General features: G+C 46.2%; 14 protein-coding genes. 11 read left to right on the top strand and 3 right to left on the bottom strand.

Going from position 1 to position 16103, the window contains the following annotated elements:
• Positions 1–166: 166 nt before the first annotated feature.
• From ACYQ4S_RS07760 to trpA, 7 genes are read left to right on the top strand one after another with little or no spacing between them, the layout of a single operon-like run.
• Positions 167–1030: an anthranilate synthase component I family protein gene (locus ACYQ4S_RS07760; RefSeq protein WP_459770413.1), complete on the top strand. Its 864-nt coding sequence runs from the start codon at positions 167–169 to the stop codon at positions 1028–1030.
• Positions 1027–1617, top strand: coding sequence for an anthranilate synthase component II (locus ACYQ4S_RS07755; protein ID WP_459770411.1), 591 nt, complete (start codon positions 1027–1029; stop codon positions 1615–1617). Before ACYQ4S_RS07760 ends, ACYQ4S_RS07755 begins: the two co-directional genes overlap by 4 nt.
• A complete protein-coding gene (gene trpD / locus ACYQ4S_RS07750) occupies positions 1614–2627 on the top strand; it encodes an anthranilate phosphoribosyltransferase (RefSeq protein ID WP_459770410.1) in 1014 nt (337 codons plus the stop codon). The genes ACYQ4S_RS07755 and trpD overlap by 4 nt, the downstream gene beginning before the upstream one ends.
• Positions 2627–3439, top strand: coding sequence for an indole-3-glycerol phosphate synthase TrpC (gene trpC, locus ACYQ4S_RS07745; protein WP_346023696.1), 813 nt, complete (start codon positions 2627–2629; stop codon positions 3437–3439). Before trpD ends, trpC begins: the two co-directional genes overlap by 1 nt.
• The gene (locus tag ACYQ4S_RS07740; protein ID WP_459770409.1) at positions 3408–4019 is read left to right on the top strand and encodes a phosphoribosylanthranilate isomerase; all 612 of its coding nucleotides are present in this window, start codon (positions 3408–3410) and stop codon (positions 4017–4019) included. Before trpC ends, ACYQ4S_RS07740 begins: the two co-directional genes overlap by 32 nt.
• Positions 4020–4033: 14 nt before the next feature.
• A complete protein-coding gene (gene trpB, locus ACYQ4S_RS07735; protein WP_459770415.1) occupies positions 4034–5233 on the top strand; it encodes a tryptophan synthase subunit beta in 1200 nt (399 codons plus the stop codon).
• The gene (gene trpA / locus ACYQ4S_RS07730; protein ID WP_459770407.1) at positions 5226–6002 is read left to right on the top strand and encodes a tryptophan synthase subunit alpha; all 777 of its coding nucleotides are present in this window, start codon (positions 5226–5228) and stop codon (positions 6000–6002) included. Before trpB ends, trpA begins: the two co-directional genes overlap by 8 nt.
• 305 nt (positions 6003–6307) lie before the next feature.
• Here the strand turns inward: trpA and ACYQ4S_RS07725 are convergent, their stop codons facing one another.
• From ACYQ4S_RS07725 to ACYQ4S_RS07715, 3 genes are all read right to left on the bottom strand, one after another.
• Positions 6308–7711 (bottom strand): aldehyde dehydrogenase family protein, encoded by a 1404-nt coding sequence (locus tag ACYQ4S_RS07725; RefSeq protein ID WP_459770406.1) that lies wholly within the window; start codon positions 7709–7711, stop codon positions 6308–6310.
• Positions 7712–7927: 216 nt separating this feature from the next.
• A complete protein-coding gene (locus ACYQ4S_RS07720) occupies positions 7928–8686 on the bottom strand; it encodes a GDSL-type esterase/lipase family protein (RefSeq protein WP_459770405.1) in 759 nt (252 codons plus the stop codon).
• Positions 8687–8924: 238 nt separating this feature from the next.
• Positions 8925–9731, bottom strand: a complete 807-nt coding sequence (locus tag ACYQ4S_RS07715) for a MerR family transcriptional regulator (RefSeq protein ID WP_459770403.1) — start codon at positions 9729–9731, stop codon at positions 8925–8927.
• A 102-nt stretch (positions 9732–9833) separates the two neighbouring features.
• Here ACYQ4S_RS07715 and ACYQ4S_RS07710 point away from each other — a divergent pair, with 102 nt between their 5' ends.
• The 4 genes from ACYQ4S_RS07710 to ACYQ4S_RS07695 all read left to right on the top strand — a co-directional run bounded on the left by ACYQ4S_RS07710 (position 9834) and on the right by ACYQ4S_RS07695 (position 15350).
• The gene (locus ACYQ4S_RS07710; protein ID WP_459770401.1) at positions 9834–10385 is read left to right on the top strand and encodes a hypothetical protein; all 552 of its coding nucleotides are present in this window, start codon (positions 9834–9836) and stop codon (positions 10383–10385) included.
• Positions 10386–10624: 239 nt separating this feature from the next.
• The gene (locus tag ACYQ4S_RS07705; RefSeq protein WP_459770399.1) at positions 10625–12307 is read left to right on the top strand and encodes a HAMP domain-containing methyl-accepting chemotaxis protein; all 1683 of its coding nucleotides are present in this window, start codon (positions 10625–10627) and stop codon (positions 12305–12307) included.
• 715 nt (positions 12308–13022) lie between these two features.
• The gene (locus ACYQ4S_RS07700) at positions 13023–14321 is read left to right on the top strand and encodes a flavin monoamine oxidase family protein (RefSeq protein WP_459770397.1); all 1299 of its coding nucleotides are present in this window, start codon (positions 13023–13025) and stop codon (positions 14319–14321) included.
• A gap of 135 nt (positions 14322–14456) precedes the next feature.
• Positions 14457–15350: a DUF4349 domain-containing protein gene (locus ACYQ4S_RS07695; protein WP_459770395.1), complete on the top strand. Its 894-nt coding sequence runs from the start codon at positions 14457–14459 to the stop codon at positions 15348–15350.
• The last annotated feature ends 753 nt before the right edge of the window (positions 15351–16103 follow it).

The following is a 16103-nucleotide window of genomic DNA, read 5'->3' as shown; positions in this document are numbered from 1 at the left end:
ATCCGCTGGTCTAAACTGACAAACGTGCTGGAATAAACAGATTCTGTCGCTTAATTGACCCATCTTCTTAAAAAAAACTGCCGGAATAGAGTGACATTTACTGGCTGGATTATTTTGCTTTTCTACAGATAGACAGCTGGACAGACGAATCAAAGCAATCAGAGAGATGATTAATAATCCATCAGAAGAACAGACGGAAGAGCTGTCACCTCTTACGTTCACTGCTTCGGTCGATAAGGACGAATTTATGAGACGCGTGGTGAAAGCCAAGCAGTATATCGTAGATGGAGATATTTTTCAGGTAGTCCTTTCTCAGCGCATGCAGGCTGAATTTGATGTGGATGCCTTCACCTTCTACCGGAAACTGAGAGTGGCTAATCCCTCACCTTATATGTTCTACGTGGATTTCGACCAGTACACTGTGCTGGGTGCTTCACCGGAAAGTCTGATCAAAGTGACGGGCAGACAGATCGTGACGAATCCAATCGCAGGGACTCGGCCGAGAGGGAAAACAGAAGAGGAAGATCAGGCGTACGCAGCTGATCTGCTGTCTGATGAAAAAGAACAGGCCGAACACAAGATGCTGGTAGATCTGAGCCGGAACGATCTGGGGCGTGTGTCAGAAATCGGATTGATCTCTCTAGATACATTCATGACGGTCGAACGGTTCCAGCACGTGATGCACATCGTTTCAGAGGTCAGCGGCACACTGGCTGAAGGCCTGAGCGGTCTGGATGCATTGATTACAACATTGCCGGCAGGGACTGTTTCAGGCGCTCCGAAAATCCGGGCCATGCAGATCGTCAACGAACTGGAAGATTATCAGCGCGGGGTGTATTCGGGATCCGTTGGCTACATCAACGTGAACGGGGATCTGGATCTGGCACTGGCTATCAGGACAATGGTCGTGAAGGATAAAAAAGCATATGTACAGGCAGGAGCCGGGATCGTCTATGATTCCGACCCTGAAAGTGAATATCAGGAAACATTGAATAAAGCAAAATCACTTCTGGAGGTGGGACAAAAATGATTTTACTCATTGATAACTATGATTCATTTACCTATAACGTGTATCAGTACATTGGCGAACTTGAAGACGTGATGGTCGTCCGAAATGACGCAGTGACCCTTGAAGACATCCGCAACCTTAAACCGAAAGCCATCGTGCTGTCGCCCGGACCGGGGACGCCGGCAGAAGCGGGCATCTGCATCGATCTTATCCGGGAATTCAAGGCTGAGATTCCGATTCTGGGCATCTGTCTCGGACATCAGGCTATCGGTGAAGCCTTTGGCGGGAGCGTCAGCCATGCAGAAGAGGTCAAACACGGCAAGACCGCACTTATTACTCATAATCAGACAGAGCTGTTTGAAGGATTGGGTCAGGAAATCGAAGTGATGCGGTATCACTCGCTGGTCATTTTAAGACACACCATGCCGGACAATCTGGACATAACGGCTGAATCAATAGAAGACGGAGAAATCATGGCAGTCAGACACCAGACCTATCCCATCTATGGCGTGCAGTTTCACCCGGAATCCATTGGGACAGCTGACGGGAGACAGATGATCAGAAACTTTCTGAATCTGGTCGATGAAAAGGTAGGGAGTGCATCATGAAGACGTACATTGAAAAAGTGGCGAGTCAATCGGACTTGTCTCTGGAGGAAATGGAAGCCGCCAGTGCACAGCTCTTTGATGAGAATGTAGACGAACTGCAGAAAGCGGGCTTTCTCATGGCGCTGCGGACTAAAGGAGAGACGGTAGATGAACTGACAGGACTTGCGAAAGTCATGCAGAAAGTAGCCGTTCAGCTGCCTCGACAGCTCCCGGACGTCATGGACAACTGCGGAACTGGAGGAGACGGGTCACAGAGTTTTAATATCAGTACCACGAGTGCCTTCGTTCTGGCCGGTGCTGGTGTGACAGTTGCCAAACATGGCAACCGCAGCATTTCCAGCAGAACGGGCAGTGCAGACGTTCTTGAAGCGCTTGGCGTCCATTTATCCGCTTCTCCTGAAGAAATGACGGAGCTGCTGGAGAAAAACCGTATAGCCTTTCTGTTTGCTCAGCAGATGCATCCCGCAATGAAAGCCGTCATGCCTGCTCGAAAACGTTTAGGCGTCCCGACGATTTTCAACCTGATCGGTCCTTTGACGAATCCTGCCGACTTATCTGCACAACTGATTGGAGTCTACAGGAAGGATGCCTTGCATGACGTGGGTCAGGTCCTGAGGCAGCTCGGCAGAAAACGTGCCGTCGTCGTCCACGGCCACGGAGGCATGGATGAAGCCTCTTTAAGCGGGCCGAACAGCTGCGTCCTTGTAACAGAATCCGGGCTAGAACCGTTCGACCTGTCACCGGAAGAACTGGGCCTCAAGCGTGCTCGAAACGAAGACCTGAGAGGCGGAGACGCTGAAGAAAATGCCCGGGTCTTGAGAAACATTCTTGAAGGGGAAAAAGGTCCTCGAAGAGACGTCGTTCTCCTCAATGCCGCATTGGGGCTGATGGCCAGCGGGAAAGCAGCCACCCCGCAGGATGGACTGATTCTGGCAGAAGAAAGCATCGATTCAGGACGTGCCTTGGCTGCTCTGGACTACCTGATCACTTACGGGAAAGGAGACAGATAGTGACTATTCTGGACACGATACTCGAAGAAAAGAAAAATGAAGTCAACCGGCTGAAAAAGCTGGACCCAACCCATTTTCCGGAAAGAAATCGGGTGCTGCATTCATTTTACAAGACCTGCAGAACGGCTGAAAAGGTTCAAGTTATTGCCGAGTTCAAACGCTCTTCCCCGTCAAAGGGAGAAATCAATCACCAGCTCGATCCCAGAACTCAGGCGATCGCCTACAGAGATGCGGGAGCCGCAATGCTGTCGGTTCTGACAGACCAGACATTCTTCAAAGGAAGCATGCAGGATCTACTGGAGATCAGTGAGACGGTTTCTCTGCCGGTTCTAAACAAGGATTTCATTATCGACCCCATTCAGATCGACCAGGCGTATGCCTACGGGGCTGATCTTATCCTGCTGATCGTTGCAGCACTCACAGATGACAAGCTCAAAGAGCTGCATTATTATGCCGAAAGCTTAGGTATGGAAGTACTGGTTGAAGTGCATAATGAAGACGAGCTGAAACGAGCACGTCCACTGAGTCCCAAACTGATTGGCGTAAACAACAGAAACTTGAAGACATTTGACGTAAACCTTGAAACAACTGAGCGACTGGCGCAATTAATCGATACGGAAAAAGTAGTTCTAGTCAGCGAGAGCGGCATGCTCACGAGAGAAGACGTCAGACGAGTGGAGATAGCCGGGGCGCGAGCGGTATTGGTAGGGGAAACGCTGATGAAGTCTGATAATGTAGCCGACATAATCAGACCCTTCTCTATTAAAAGAGGTGAGCGTGATGCTGGTCAAAATTTGTGGCATCCGAACTGAAGAAGCGGCACATGCTGCAGTGGAATCGGGCGCTGATATGATCGGACTGGTCTTTGCAGAAAGCAGGCGGAAGGTCACACTGGAACAAGCATCACGCGTGTTGAAAGTTGTAGAAGGCAGGTCGATTAAAACTGCAGGGGTATTCAGAAATCAGTCTGTCGAAGCGGTCAATCAGATCTGCCGGACGCTCGGTCTGGACTATGCCCAGCTTCACGGAGATGAAAGCTCGGACTACTGTAGGCAAATCAATGGCAAAATCATTAAAGCCCTGTCCATATCTTCACTCGGTGAGGCTTCCGATTTTCAGGACTGTTCAGACTTTTTATTGATAGACAGCCCAGAACCTGGGAGCGGAGAAGCGTTTGACTGGAACCGACTCAAAGACACCAGTTTAAGTTTACCGTATATCCTGGCGGGTGGACTGACGCCTGAAAATGTCGGGCCCGCAATCGAAGCCATGTCGCCCCAGGGGGTGGACGTATCAAGCGGCGTAGAAACAGACGGCACAAAAGATACTAAGAAAATAAGACGATTTATCAGAGAAGCAAGACACAGCAGCAATAGAGAGGAAGAGAGATGACCATGGCACAAAATATGACAGAAACAGCCCATAAAAAAGGACATTTCGGACCATTCGGCGGTCAGTTCGTCCCAGAATCATTGATGCCGGCTGTCCTTGAACTGGAAAAAGTCTATGAAGAGGCTAAAAACGATCCGGCCTTTATTGACGAGATGGAAGACTATCTGACCAACTATGTAGGAAGGCAGACACCATTGACCTATGCAGCTCAGCTGACAAAAGAACTAGGTGGGCCACAAATCTATCTGAAAAGAGAAGATTTGAATCATACCGGGGCTCACAAAATCAATAATGCCCTGGGACAGGCGCTTCTGACAAAACGGATGGGTAAAAAGAAAGTCGTGGCAGAAACAGGAGCCGGTCAGCATGGCGTAGCGACTGCTACAGTGTGTGCGCTTTTAGGTCTGGACTGCATCGTCTTCATGGGCAAGGAAGATATTCGCCGTCAGGAACTGAATGTCTTCAGAATGGAACTGCTCGGTGCTGAAGTAGTCAGTGTCGACCAAGGCGAAGGCACATTGAAAGATGCGGTCAATGAGGCTCTGAGATACTGGGTAGCTCATGTAGACGACACCCACTACATCATTGGATCAGTTGTCGGCCCGCAGCCCTTTCCAGCCATGGTCCGCGATTTCCAGAGTGTGATCGGTAAAGAAACAAAGGACCAGATCAAAGCGGTCACCGGTCGACTTCCTGATGCGATCGTCGCCTGCGTCGGTGGAGGAAGCAACGCAATGGGAATGTTTGCCCCATTCGTCAACGACTCAGAGGTGAAACTGTTCGGCGCTGAAGCTGCAGGCAAAGGCATCGAAACCGGCAAGCATGCCGCGACGTTGAGCGCCGGGAAAATCGGAGTCCTGCATGGCATGATGTCCTATCTGCTTCAGGATGAAGCCGGACAGATCACTGAACCCTATTCCATTTCCGCCGGACTGGATTACCCTGGCATCGGACCGGAGCACAGCTTCCTGAAGGATACAGAACGCGTAACCTATAAAGGGATAACGGACGATGAGGCTTTAGAAGGGCTCAAGCTGCTATCTCGCAAGGAAGGAATCATTCCGGCTCTGGAGACGGCGCACGCCATTTACTACGCAAGAGAAATAGCTGAAGGAATGACTGAAGACGAGACACTGGTTATCTGTCTATCCGGAAGAGGAGATAAAGATGTAACGACTGTAAAAGAACGACTAGGAGGAGCCAGCCATGGGTAAAGAGAAACTGGAACAGACGCTTCAGGCCATAATTGATAAAGGAGACAAGCTCTTTGTCCCTTACATCATGGCAGGAGACGGAGGACTGGATGTCCTGGCTGACCGCATTGCCTTTCTGGAAGAAGCGGGAGCGAGTGCGATCGAACTGGGTATTCCTTTTTCCGATCCTGTAGCGGATGGGCCGACCATCCAGGCTGCCGGACTCAGAGCCTTGGAACATAAGGTTTCGTTAAAGGATGTGCTCGACCAGCTGAAAACGACTCGAAATAAGAGAGAGATCCCGATCATCCTTATGACCTACGTCAATCCAATCATTAATTTCGGAACTGAAGCCTTCGCGGAAGCCTGTATGGAATCAGGTGTTGACGGCCTCATCATTCCTGACTTACCGATGGAAGAAGAGGATCATATTTTTCCTCATGTAAAAGAAAAAGGCATTGCCTTGATCCGACTGGCCGCACTGACGAGCCCTGACGACCGGTTAAAAAAGATCGGCGCACGGACGGAAGGCTTTCTCTATGCCGTCACAGTCAAAGGAACGACGGGTGCCCAGGCCACTTTTGGTGAAGAAGTCGGGCCATATATTGAAAAGCTCAAGACCTTCACATACAAACCAGTCCTTGCCGGATTCGGTGTGACGACCCCCGATCATGTCCGTGACCTGAGCCAGTACGGTGATGGGGTAGTCGTCGGGAGTAAAATCGTGTCCGATTTCCACGACGGAGTGACGGATACGATCAGGGAACTGATTCAGGCTTCTAAAGGATAAATAATTTATGAATAACGAAATGGACCGTTCTGTTTTTTACGAAGAACGGTCCGTTTTTATATGAAGATGCAGTAGAATTGAGTAAATGTCTAAGATGTCGACACGCGAATAGACCATATAATGGGTTTATGAGCTGTTGGGAAGCTTTTCGAGTAGGTCAATGCCTCATATCTCGGGGTTATAAGCTATTGAGTAGCAATCTGGAAGGTCGAATGTCCCATATCTTGGATATATGGGACATTCCCGAGTTCTTAAATATAAAAAGGAACACCTCATATCTGCGGATATGAGGTGAACAGCTTAACTTATTTAAATATAGCCTTCAATTCAAGGTAATCTTCAACACCGTACAATCCGTTTTCTCTTCCGAGTCCGGACTGTTTGTATCCGCCGAATGGGGCTTTTGGTGTGCGGGCACCGTCGTTGATGGTGATGTTACCTGTTTTCAATTTGCGTGCGACTTTTATGGCTTCGTCTTTTGGTCCAACTACTCCGCCGGACAGGCCGTAAATGGAGTCATTGGCCAGTTCGATCGCTTCCTCTACTGAGTCGTAGGTGATGACGACTAGTACTGGGCCGAAGATTTCTTCCTGAGCAATCGTCATGTCATTCGTGACGTTGACGAAGACTGTCGGTTCAACGTAGTAGCCTTTGCGGTCCAGCTTATTACCACCGACCAGAACTTCTGCGCCTTCTTCTTTCCCTTTTTCAATATAATTCAGGACAGTTTCCATCTGATCTTCAGAAACGATGGGACCGACCATAGTGTCTTCATCGTTTGGATCACCGACTTTGATATCTTTATAATAGTCCTTGATAACTTCTTTAGTTCGTTCCAGTTCGTCTTTCGGTACTAAGAGACGTGAGAGTGCTGAACAGGTCTGTCCCTGGTTATGAAGCAGGGTATTGGCTGAATTTTTGACAGCCATTTCCAGATCGCCACCTTTAAGGTAGACCATAGGTGATTTTCCGCCCAGTTCCAGAACAATCTGCTTCACTGTCGTCTTCGCTTTTTCATACAGGCTCTTACCGACCTTAGTCGATCCTGTAAATGAAATGACGGATACATCTTCATGACTGGTCAGGTAGTCACCCGTAGAGCTGCCGTCACCTGTAATCAAGTTGAAGACACCATCGGGAAGACCGGCTTTATCTACGATATCTGCTAATAGAAGAGCAGTTAGGGGAGTCAGGTTAGGTGGCTTCACCACAACCGTATTTCCTGCCAGAAGAGCAGGGGTAATTTTTCTCTGAATCTGATTAAGCGGGTAGTTCCAAGGCGTGATGCAGGCTACGACACCATATCCCTCTTTGATCACCGTCGCATTGTCGACTTCTTCTTCGAATGAGAAGTTATCTATTTCTTCAAGCGTTGCGCCCATCTCTTTTTCGGCGAGGCCGACTTGCGTATTCTTGGCAAACTGTCGTGAGGTCCCGAGTTCCTCGATCATCGTTTCGATCAGTTCCTCTTCACGTTCCTTGATGCCGTCAAGAATCTTCTGTACATACTCAGTACGCTTGGAAGGGTCTGTCGTGTTCCAGTCATCAAAAGCTGATTTGGCCGCTGATACTGCACGGTTCACATCTTCTTCATTGGCGTTGACTACTTTATCGATCACTTCTTCAGTTGTCGGATTAATGACGTCTGCGTAATCATCAGACTGCGAATTCTGCCATTTTCCGTTGTAATATAAGGTTTGTTTTGTCAATTGACTCGCCTCCTAATTCCTATTATGCAAAAAAAGGTGGGAGATGCCAAATGAAAGAGCTTGAACGATATTAGCTTGTCCAGTAGGTAATACGTTATTAAGACCCTTTTAAAAAAAGCTCAAGTGATGGACAAGTTGTCTTTCCTTTGAGCTTTCCCATTATTCTATTTTATTCGGTACACACTAAATTAATTTTACTGACGATTACTGGAACATCTAATTTATCAAAGTATAGAGCTTTTCAGCTATGGCCTGATAACCCTCTTCATTTGGATGGAAATAATCCGTATAGAGAAAATTTTCCATCTGATCCTGGAACAGATCAAAGGTCGGAACATAAGTGGCATCAGGGTGTGACTCTACTAGCGAACGGGTTTCGTCGTTCCATTCAATAAGGTAATCGCTCAATTCTGGAATGATCAGACTGTATGGGTTATACAAGCCGATAAGGGCAATTTGAGAATCCGGATTCAGCGTCCGGATGTCACCAATAATGATTTCCAGATTGTCCAGATAGGCATTAAGTGTGTCTAGGAAGGCCGCGGGCAGATCCAGATCTCTTTGAAAAGCCAGACGGTTCAAGTCATTTCCACCAATAGAGATGATGATCAGATCCGCTTCAGCAATAGTCGCATCGTTTTCTCCCGTTTCAATCAGGTCGACAAGCTGGCTGCTGGTGTAACCGGATATGGCCAGATTGGTCAAAGTCTCATCACCGTCCCGGTCCATTAACTCGAGGTACCGGTCACCGATGCCGGAGCTTTCTTCGTCACCAACACCGGAGCCTATGGAGTCTCCGAGGATGACTATATTATTGATTTCTTCTTGAGGGACAGGTTCTTCTACTAGCTCAGACTCATCATTTTCCTGTACACCTTCATCTTCATCTCCAATTATGGATAGACTGACATAAGCAATGGATGCTAGCAGAGCCACTGTAATTAACAGCAGAAGGATTCGTTTTTTCATTTTCATAGTTAATTCTCCTTACAGACCTCTTTTCAATTAGGCCAATCGAAATAAGTGAGCGGGTTTTAGATTGCATGTTAAGTGGTATGGATTAAGTTATCTGTATTGTAGCATTATATTAGTGAAGTAATGTAGCAGAACGCAGAAAAGCCAGACAGCTTTCCGAAAGTAGGATGTCTGGCTGACTATATATTGAAGAATATAGGTCGTAGCATAAGCAGAAGGAAGAAAGCAGATTTCTGACCTAAACGCTTTTCACCCTGACTTGTATTTCAGTGATCAGATTCGTCTGGTTGTCATGGACGGTATCATGCAGGGCACGTTCATAGAAGTAGCCATCGAGTGGCAGAGTATGCTGTCTGCTGAAATCGATCAGTTTCCGGTAAGGATGATGCAGCTCTTCTTCAGGCCCTTGAAAGACGATACGAAGATAACTGCCAGCTGGTTTGGTATGAGTAGCTGATTCAGCCGAAGCGGCTTTGATATAGAAGTAATCGTACTGTTCAGTAAAAGGATTCTCGAGCTTTTTATCCACATTGATAAGGGTGCCATATTCATTGTTGGCAAGAAAGTGCAGATCCTTGTCATGAACGAAGGCGATGGCATCCATGATCCAGTCTGTCGGTGAGCGATTTTCCATTGGATGGCTGAGAACAAGGTGGTCCGTTGTGCAGTTTATCAGTTCAACTTCCATATGCGGCCGTTCAGCAATACTGATGTAGTGAAGCTTTCTGCCAATCGTATGCCTAATGCGTTCCAGTTCCTCCAGTTTGCGGTCGACATCACTGAGCCTGCTCTGAAGAGAGAGCTTGAAATCATGAAAGTCTCCGGAGAGGACCTTTTTGATTTCAGCCAGAGGCATATTTAGTTCCTTTAATGATAGAATCAGACTCAAGTCAAATACCTGTTTCAGCGTATAATAACGGTAGTCGTTCTCTCCTTTGAATTCAGGAGAGAAGAGCCCGATTTCGTCATAGTAATGAAGTGTGCGTTTATTGATGTCCACCAGTTCAGCCAGTTCGGCAATTCTGAGGCTGTTCTTTTTCTTCATAAGATAATCAGTCCTTCCCCTTGACTCTACAGTTACTGTAGCCTTTATACTTGATATAGTCAATGATCAGTAATCGTCATTAGATTGAAAGGGGACAGTAACATGCTGAGAATTGGTATCGTAGTATTAGGTGTAGAAAAATGGAAAGAGTGTCGGACAGTAGCAAAGACCGTTCTTCCGTACCTGAAAAAAATCGGGAAGCGGGCTTATAGCACTTCATTTGAATTGATCGATCTGGAAAAGTACAATCAGTCTCTTGACGGCGAATGGAATTTGACTGAAAAAGGACTGAAAAAGTTTAATGAGAAAGATGGCTTCATTTTTGTTCTGCCAACCTTCTCAGAAGAAGTGCCGGAGAGTTACCAGTCATTTTTCAGCCATATCCATAGGGAGCTGCAGCATAAATCCGTTATGACGATCTGTTTTGGTGACAAGGATGAAAAGAGGCATACAATGGAGCAGCTGAATATCTGTCTTCTTAAATATGATCTGGCCTTGCCTGCGACCGATATCTTTGTGCCGAAGTATACCTTTGTCGAATGGGAAACCAAGCCGGATATAGAGAACATGATTACGGACCACGTAAACGATTATCTGCACTGGGCCATGAGTACGAAATATTTGAGAAACATCAGAAAAAGTCTAGTCATCTAATAGTGTTATTCAGGCTCTTCCTACAAACGGGAAGGGCCTTTTATAATGAAAACTGATTTTAATTTACTTATCTGCTAAGTAACTGAGAAGCATAGAATAAAGTAGTGAAAATGTATACCTATAAGTTTTTTAGGTGAGAAAACTATCATTTAAGTTAATTAATAGCGAAAGATTCCGATAATAAATAAGTAGCCGCTGATAGTGGACTAACTTACATAGTACAAAATGGGGGAAGTAAATTGAAAATTACGACTAAATTATTGGGTTCTTATCTGATACTGGCAGTCATCGTACTGGTATTAGGTGGCTTGTCGCTTTTCGGGCTTCAAAGGATGAACGATAATTCTAATGAGCTCTATACGGAACGGGTACAGCCGACGATCATTCTATCTGAAATCGCCCAGCTGATGGAAAACACTCGGGTACATATGCTGACCGGGGTTATTAATGCTGATCCTTCAAGAGGAGAACCGGCGCTTGAAAATATCGATCGAATTGAAGAGCTCCTTGCTGAATATAGTAACCGTACTTTTTATGAGGAAGAAGCGGTTCTTGTCGAAGAACTGAATAGATCCTGGGACAATTATTCTGAGCTGCTACATGAAACTGGAGATTCCCTAGTTGAACAGGACTTTACCGAAGCAATGAATGGGATTAGACGTGCGGGGGCCTGGTATGGTGCGGCGAATATGTATCTAGAAGAGCTATTGGAAATGAATGAGATTCTTTCATCAGAAGCCTTTGATCAGAACCAGTCTATCTTCACTAATTTAAGATATATAATAATCATTGCAAGTATTCTGGCCACAGCTTTTGCCGTCGTAGTAGGTTTGTTCATGGGACGAATCATCGGACGACCGTTGACCTCCATCTCGAGCAAACTGAACGATGTTGCGGATGGAAAGCTGACGGGTCAGACGATTCGCACAAAACGTAAAGACGAAATCGGCATGCTTGAACAGGCAACCAACAAGATGCAGGAAGAGCTGCGTCACATCATTACCTCAGTATCGAACGCAACTCATCATGTCCTGAGTTCCAGTGAAGAACTGACTCAGTCCACAAACGAGGTTGTCCAGGGAGCTGATCAGATTGCGATAACTATGCAGGAGCTCGCATCCGGATCAGAATCACAGGCTACTTATACCAGCGATCTTTCAGAGAGTATGAGTGCATTCGTTCACACAATCGAGCAGTCAGTTGAGGAGAGTGAGCGCATTTATCAGACCTCCACTAAAGTACGCGGTCTGACAGATGAAGGGCGTCTGATGATGGACTCCTCAGTCACACAAATGCAGACCATCGATGAGATCGTCAAGCAGTCTGTCGAAGGAATGAGAGGACTGGATACAAAATCCAGTGAAGTATCCGAACTGGTCACAGTCATTGAAGGAATTGCTGAACAGACAAATCTTCTGGCGCTGAATGCGGCAATTGAAGCGGCACGTGCCGGTGAGCAGGGCAAAGGCTTCGCTGTAGTAGCTGATGAAGTCAGAAAACTGTCGGAAGAAGTTTCCGGTTCCGTTGTGGAAATTACTGACATCGTTAGACGCATGCAGGAAGAATCTGCACAAGTCGTTGGTGCACTGGAAAATGGGTACAGTGAAGTTCAGAAAGGAACTACTCAGATTCAGGAGACCGGGAAGACCTTCAACAGCATTTCATCTTCAGTTGAACAAATGGAACGGACGATACGAAGAATTACTGAAAAGCTGGCAGACAACAAGGAACAAACTGTCAATATGAGTTCCAGTGTAGAAGAGATTGCGTCGATTTCTGAAGAGTCGGCTGCGGGTATCGAACAGACGTCGGCATCGGCTCAACAGTCAAACAGCACGATGCAGGAAGTCTCCGCAAGCTCAGAAGAACTGGCCCGTCTGGCAGAAGAACTGAACCAGCTGGTCGAGCGCTTCGAACTATAGGACTAGTAGAATAATAAGGAATTTAACCCGGATTGAGTGATCAGTTGATCGCCCCGTCCGGGTTTTACTGTGTGCAGGGCAGGAATGACATCAGTAGCAGAGGCTAAATGCAGTTGCGGAGGTCGTTTCGAGTCGAAGATGCAGTTATAAATCGTCTACTTATAGTTCAGATCAAACGGCTGGTACGGAAATGGAGTTAGAGTGATTCTAGTTATAGTTCAGGCGTCTCATTTAGATTAACTTGCCACTAGAAGGGGTCTAGAGGAAGCTTTGTGCGAGAAAAAGAATTAAGCTACAGCTAGAGGGGGCCTAATGATAGTTTAGCTTCATAGAAAGAAATAAACTACAGCTGAAAATGATCTTATTACAGTTACCCGTCATAAAAAATATCGGAACTAAAAGTAAAACAAGACTACTGTGAGTTCAGCAGCATGGCACTCTCCTAAGGTGCAGCTATACAGGCATAACGACTAGTATACCTTGAATTACTCGACTCAAAAAGCAGGTAAAGCTCTTGAAGAATGTAGAATCTGCTCAGGCAGATTCAACTGCCTATAGATACACAGAACTAGCCATGAAACTCTACTCCTTTTCGGACGTTTTTAGTGAAGAAAGTCTGGCCTTAACTAAAGAGTGTGCTAAGATAAGGGTGAATAGGTAGAACATAATCACTTTGAATGATGCTTTGCCAGAAAGCGTTACGGGAGGTCACACAATGAGTAGAGAAACAGAAGCAGTGGAAGTCATTATTGTTGGAGCGGGATTAGCCGGTTTATCAGCCGCCCGTGTGGTTGATGGCAGCGGACTGAGTTACAAAATTCTCGAGGCAACAGACCGGGCCGGAGGAAAAGTTTATTCAGGATGTAACGAGCTGGGAGAGTATCCTCTGGAACTGGGAGCACAGTTTGTCAATAAGGATATGACTGAGCTGACCAGGCTAATTGAAGAAAGCGGGATGCATTTAAAGCGTACCGTTTCGAAGCCAGACAGTGTCTATCTGCACGCAAAAACACGGACGGACGTTGGCGCGTTCATCGAATCCGTCGATGAAGAAATTGTTCATAGCGAGACTGACACGCGTCTGTCCCTTGCCCAGACGATAGAAGATTGGGTAGAAAACGAACAGGAAGAAGCAATAGCCAAGAGTTTTTTCACTGAGGAATCAACGGTTAGTACCGAGCACATTCTTGCCGAAAGCTTTCTCGAAACGATTGAGCGGTACGCGTCTGAACTGGATGATCTTACACATCAGGCATCCGGGCAGCTCACACAGGTAGTCGATTATCTTTCGTCTCAGCTGAAAGAAGAGATTTTGTTCAACCATCCAGTTGAATCTGTTGAGTATGAAGATGGACTATATACATTAAATACGAGCAATGGGAAGAGTCATCATGCCAAAGCCGTCATATTTGCGATTCCTCCAACGGCCGGAAGCCGCATTAAGTTTCAGGAAGAGTTGAAGACTTATTACGAGCCCCTTCTGACTAGCTACATCGATGGGTCAGTTATTAAAGTGTCTCTAACATATGAGCAACCATTCTGGCATCACTATGACATGAACGGGAAATCCGTTCCTGTAGAAGGAATCGTCTATGGTGATTACGATGGGCTGAGTGTTTCCGACTCTTCAAAGGAGGGAGACCATCCAAGATTGACTGCCTTTATTGGAGGAGATTTGGCGAAAGACTTGGTGGAGCGGTCAGAACAGGATCGTCATCAGTTTGTGCTGGATAGATTGAGAGACGTCCTGGGTGATCAGGTGGAGGAATACTTGGATTACAGAGAAAGCATCTGGGTCGACCATCCATATTATGGGGGAGGATATAGCGGGCAGGTGCATGTGGCGGGCTTACCGGAATCGCCTGATAAACTGCGAACGCCTTTTAAGTTATCTGTTTTTGCAAGTACAGAGTTGGCTGAAGCTTTTCCAGGCTTTATGGAAGGGGCACTCCGGTCAGGAAAGTCTGCAGCAGAGAAGATAATCGACCTGGTCGACCGGTCAGACAAACATTGACTTAGCTATAATAATGAACCAGCAAACATGATGATGAACAACTATAGATTTATGTTCATCATCATGTATCTTTTTCACAGACTTAGGCGTATGATGAGTGTAAATAATCAGATTAGAGATAAGGAGTGAGTAGAGATGAAGTTAAAGCGGAGTATTTTACTTGTGGCGGTCTTCCTTCTGACAGCCTGTGCGTCAGAATCCGACGGGGATATGAGCGATGAATCGACAGGGTATGACGGTGGAGGAACCGCGGTGACGGAAGAATCGGCCGATATGGATATGGGAGGAGAAATCGGGGAATCACCGGTGAGTTCAGGTGAACGGCTTATTGGAGAGAAAGTCATTCGAACGGCAAATATGGACTTTGAAACGGTCGAGTACTCTGAGACGGTTACTTATATTCGTGAAATGGTCACGCGACACGACGCATTTATCGAACATTCCTATGAATCCAGCCATACACCGGGCGGGGGAGCATCCAGACAATACAGAATGATTGATTATACCCTGCGTGTACCGACGGAACATCTGACGGCTTTTCTGAATGATTTGGAAGGTGTTCAGGCTCAGAAAATCAGTGAGCAGATTGGAACTGAGGATGTCACGCAGTTCTATAGAGATACTGAATCAAGAGTGCAAGTTCTGGAAAACAAGGAAGAACGTCTGAACGAGCTGCTGGATCGAGCCGAGACGATTGAAGAAATCATTCAGATCGAAGACAGTCTGAGTCAGACTATTGCAGAGCGAGAGCAGCTACAGTCCCAGCTGGACTACTTTGATGATCTAATCGACTATACTGTGGTGAGAATGACTATCACCGAACGCCCAAGAATTTCCGGTGACCGGGAAGAAGGACTCTCATTCCTTAGACGGGTGCAGGAAGCACTGACAGATTCATTCTTTGCCTTTTACTACATTGTGCAGGACATCATCATCTTCTTCATTTATGCGTTTCCTTATATTCTGGTACTCGGGCTGATTGGATTGGTCATCTGGCTTGTAGCTAAGCGTTTTAAACGTAGAAATTAAGTGGCTGACTATAAGAAGGTGAACTAACGGCCTATTCTAATTTCTAAAAGTAAAATAGTAGCTTCATTTTGTATAGATGTACAAAAGAGAGCTGCCATTTTACTTTTTTAATTTTTTAGAGTTGTTTGCTATGGAGATAATGGGCTTATTATTATACCCAGGGTTCTGACCTAGCTTTTTCTGCTGACTCGTGTCATGAACCGATTTGAGCAGCAGGGGAAATTACTCTTGGGCAGGAACTCAACTGGCATTTTTGCTTGAGTTGCCTGGCAAAGACTGTTTGGCCGGCAGCTCAGTTTGTTATGTTCAGTGAGTCCGGGTGTATGGGCAGTTGCACCTGAACCCAACAGAGAGACTAGCTGGAGTCTGGGGTCAAAAGTCATTAGACCTGGAACTCCAGATAAATTCCGAACTGAGTAACCGGTATACAATCGGTTAACCCATTACTCGCCGACTCAATTTTGTTCAGTTCACTCGCAAAGGAACTAAAAGCTTTTCAAGAAGGAACATATGCGCTCCCTAGCGCATATGAACAACTCAATAGAAGAATTTAGGGGCCTTTTTTTGATTACACTGCATTTGATTAGTGAAATAGAGGCAGATTACTTATAATTGAGTTAAGTGATTAGGTAACTCCCAATAATCTATGAAAAATTATGTTTCCCAAATTTCTCGTTGCTCGTATGATGATTTCTGTCGATGAAGGTAATATAATCCAATCATTGTCTGGATTAAACAGCTTTATAACAGATC

This window comes from Alkalibacterium sp. s-m-28 (genome assembly GCF_054658175.1).
Note: the sequence above shows the minus strand (reverse complement) of the source record. Positions and strands in the feature narration are given on the sequence as shown.

Coding starts and splice junctions, on each gene's coding strand:
- ACYQ4S_RS07760 (WP_459770413.1), top strand. CDS start 167: ATGATTAATAATCCATCAGAAGAACAGACGGAAGAGCTGTCACCTCTT.
- ACYQ4S_RS07755 (WP_459770411.1), top strand. CDS start 1,027: ATGATTTTACTCATTGATAACTATGATTCATTTACCTATAACGTGTAT.
- trpD (WP_459770410.1), top strand. CDS start 1,614: ATGAAGACGTACATTGAAAAAGTGGCGAGTCAATCGGACTTGTCTCTG.
- ACYQ4S_RS07740 (WP_459770409.1), top strand. CDS start 3,408: ATGCTGGTCAAAATTTGTGGCATCCGAACTGAAGAAGCGGCACATGCT.
- trpB (WP_459770415.1), top strand. CDS start 4,034: ATGACAGAAACAGCCCATAAAAAAGGACATTTCGGACCATTCGGCGGT.
- trpA (WP_459770407.1), top strand. CDS start 5,226: ATGGGTAAAGAGAAACTGGAACAGACGCTTCAGGCCATAATTGATAAA.
- ACYQ4S_RS07720 (WP_459770405.1), bottom strand. CDS start 8,686: ATGAAAATGAAAAAACGAATCCTTCTGCTGTTAATTACAGTGGCTCTG.
- ACYQ4S_RS07715 (WP_459770403.1), bottom strand. CDS start 9,731: ATGAAGAAAAAGAACAGCCTCAGAATTGCCGAACTGGCTGAACTGGTG.
- ACYQ4S_RS07710 (WP_459770401.1), top strand. CDS start 9,834: ATGCTGAGAATTGGTATCGTAGTATTAGGTGTAGAAAAATGGAAAGAG.
- ACYQ4S_RS07700 (WP_459770397.1), top strand. CDS start 13,023: ATGAGTAGAGAAACAGAAGCAGTGGAAGTCATTATTGTTGGAGCGGGA.
- ACYQ4S_RS07695 (WP_459770395.1), top strand. CDS start 14,457: ATGAAGTTAAAGCGGAGTATTTTACTTGTGGCGGTCTTCCTTCTGACA.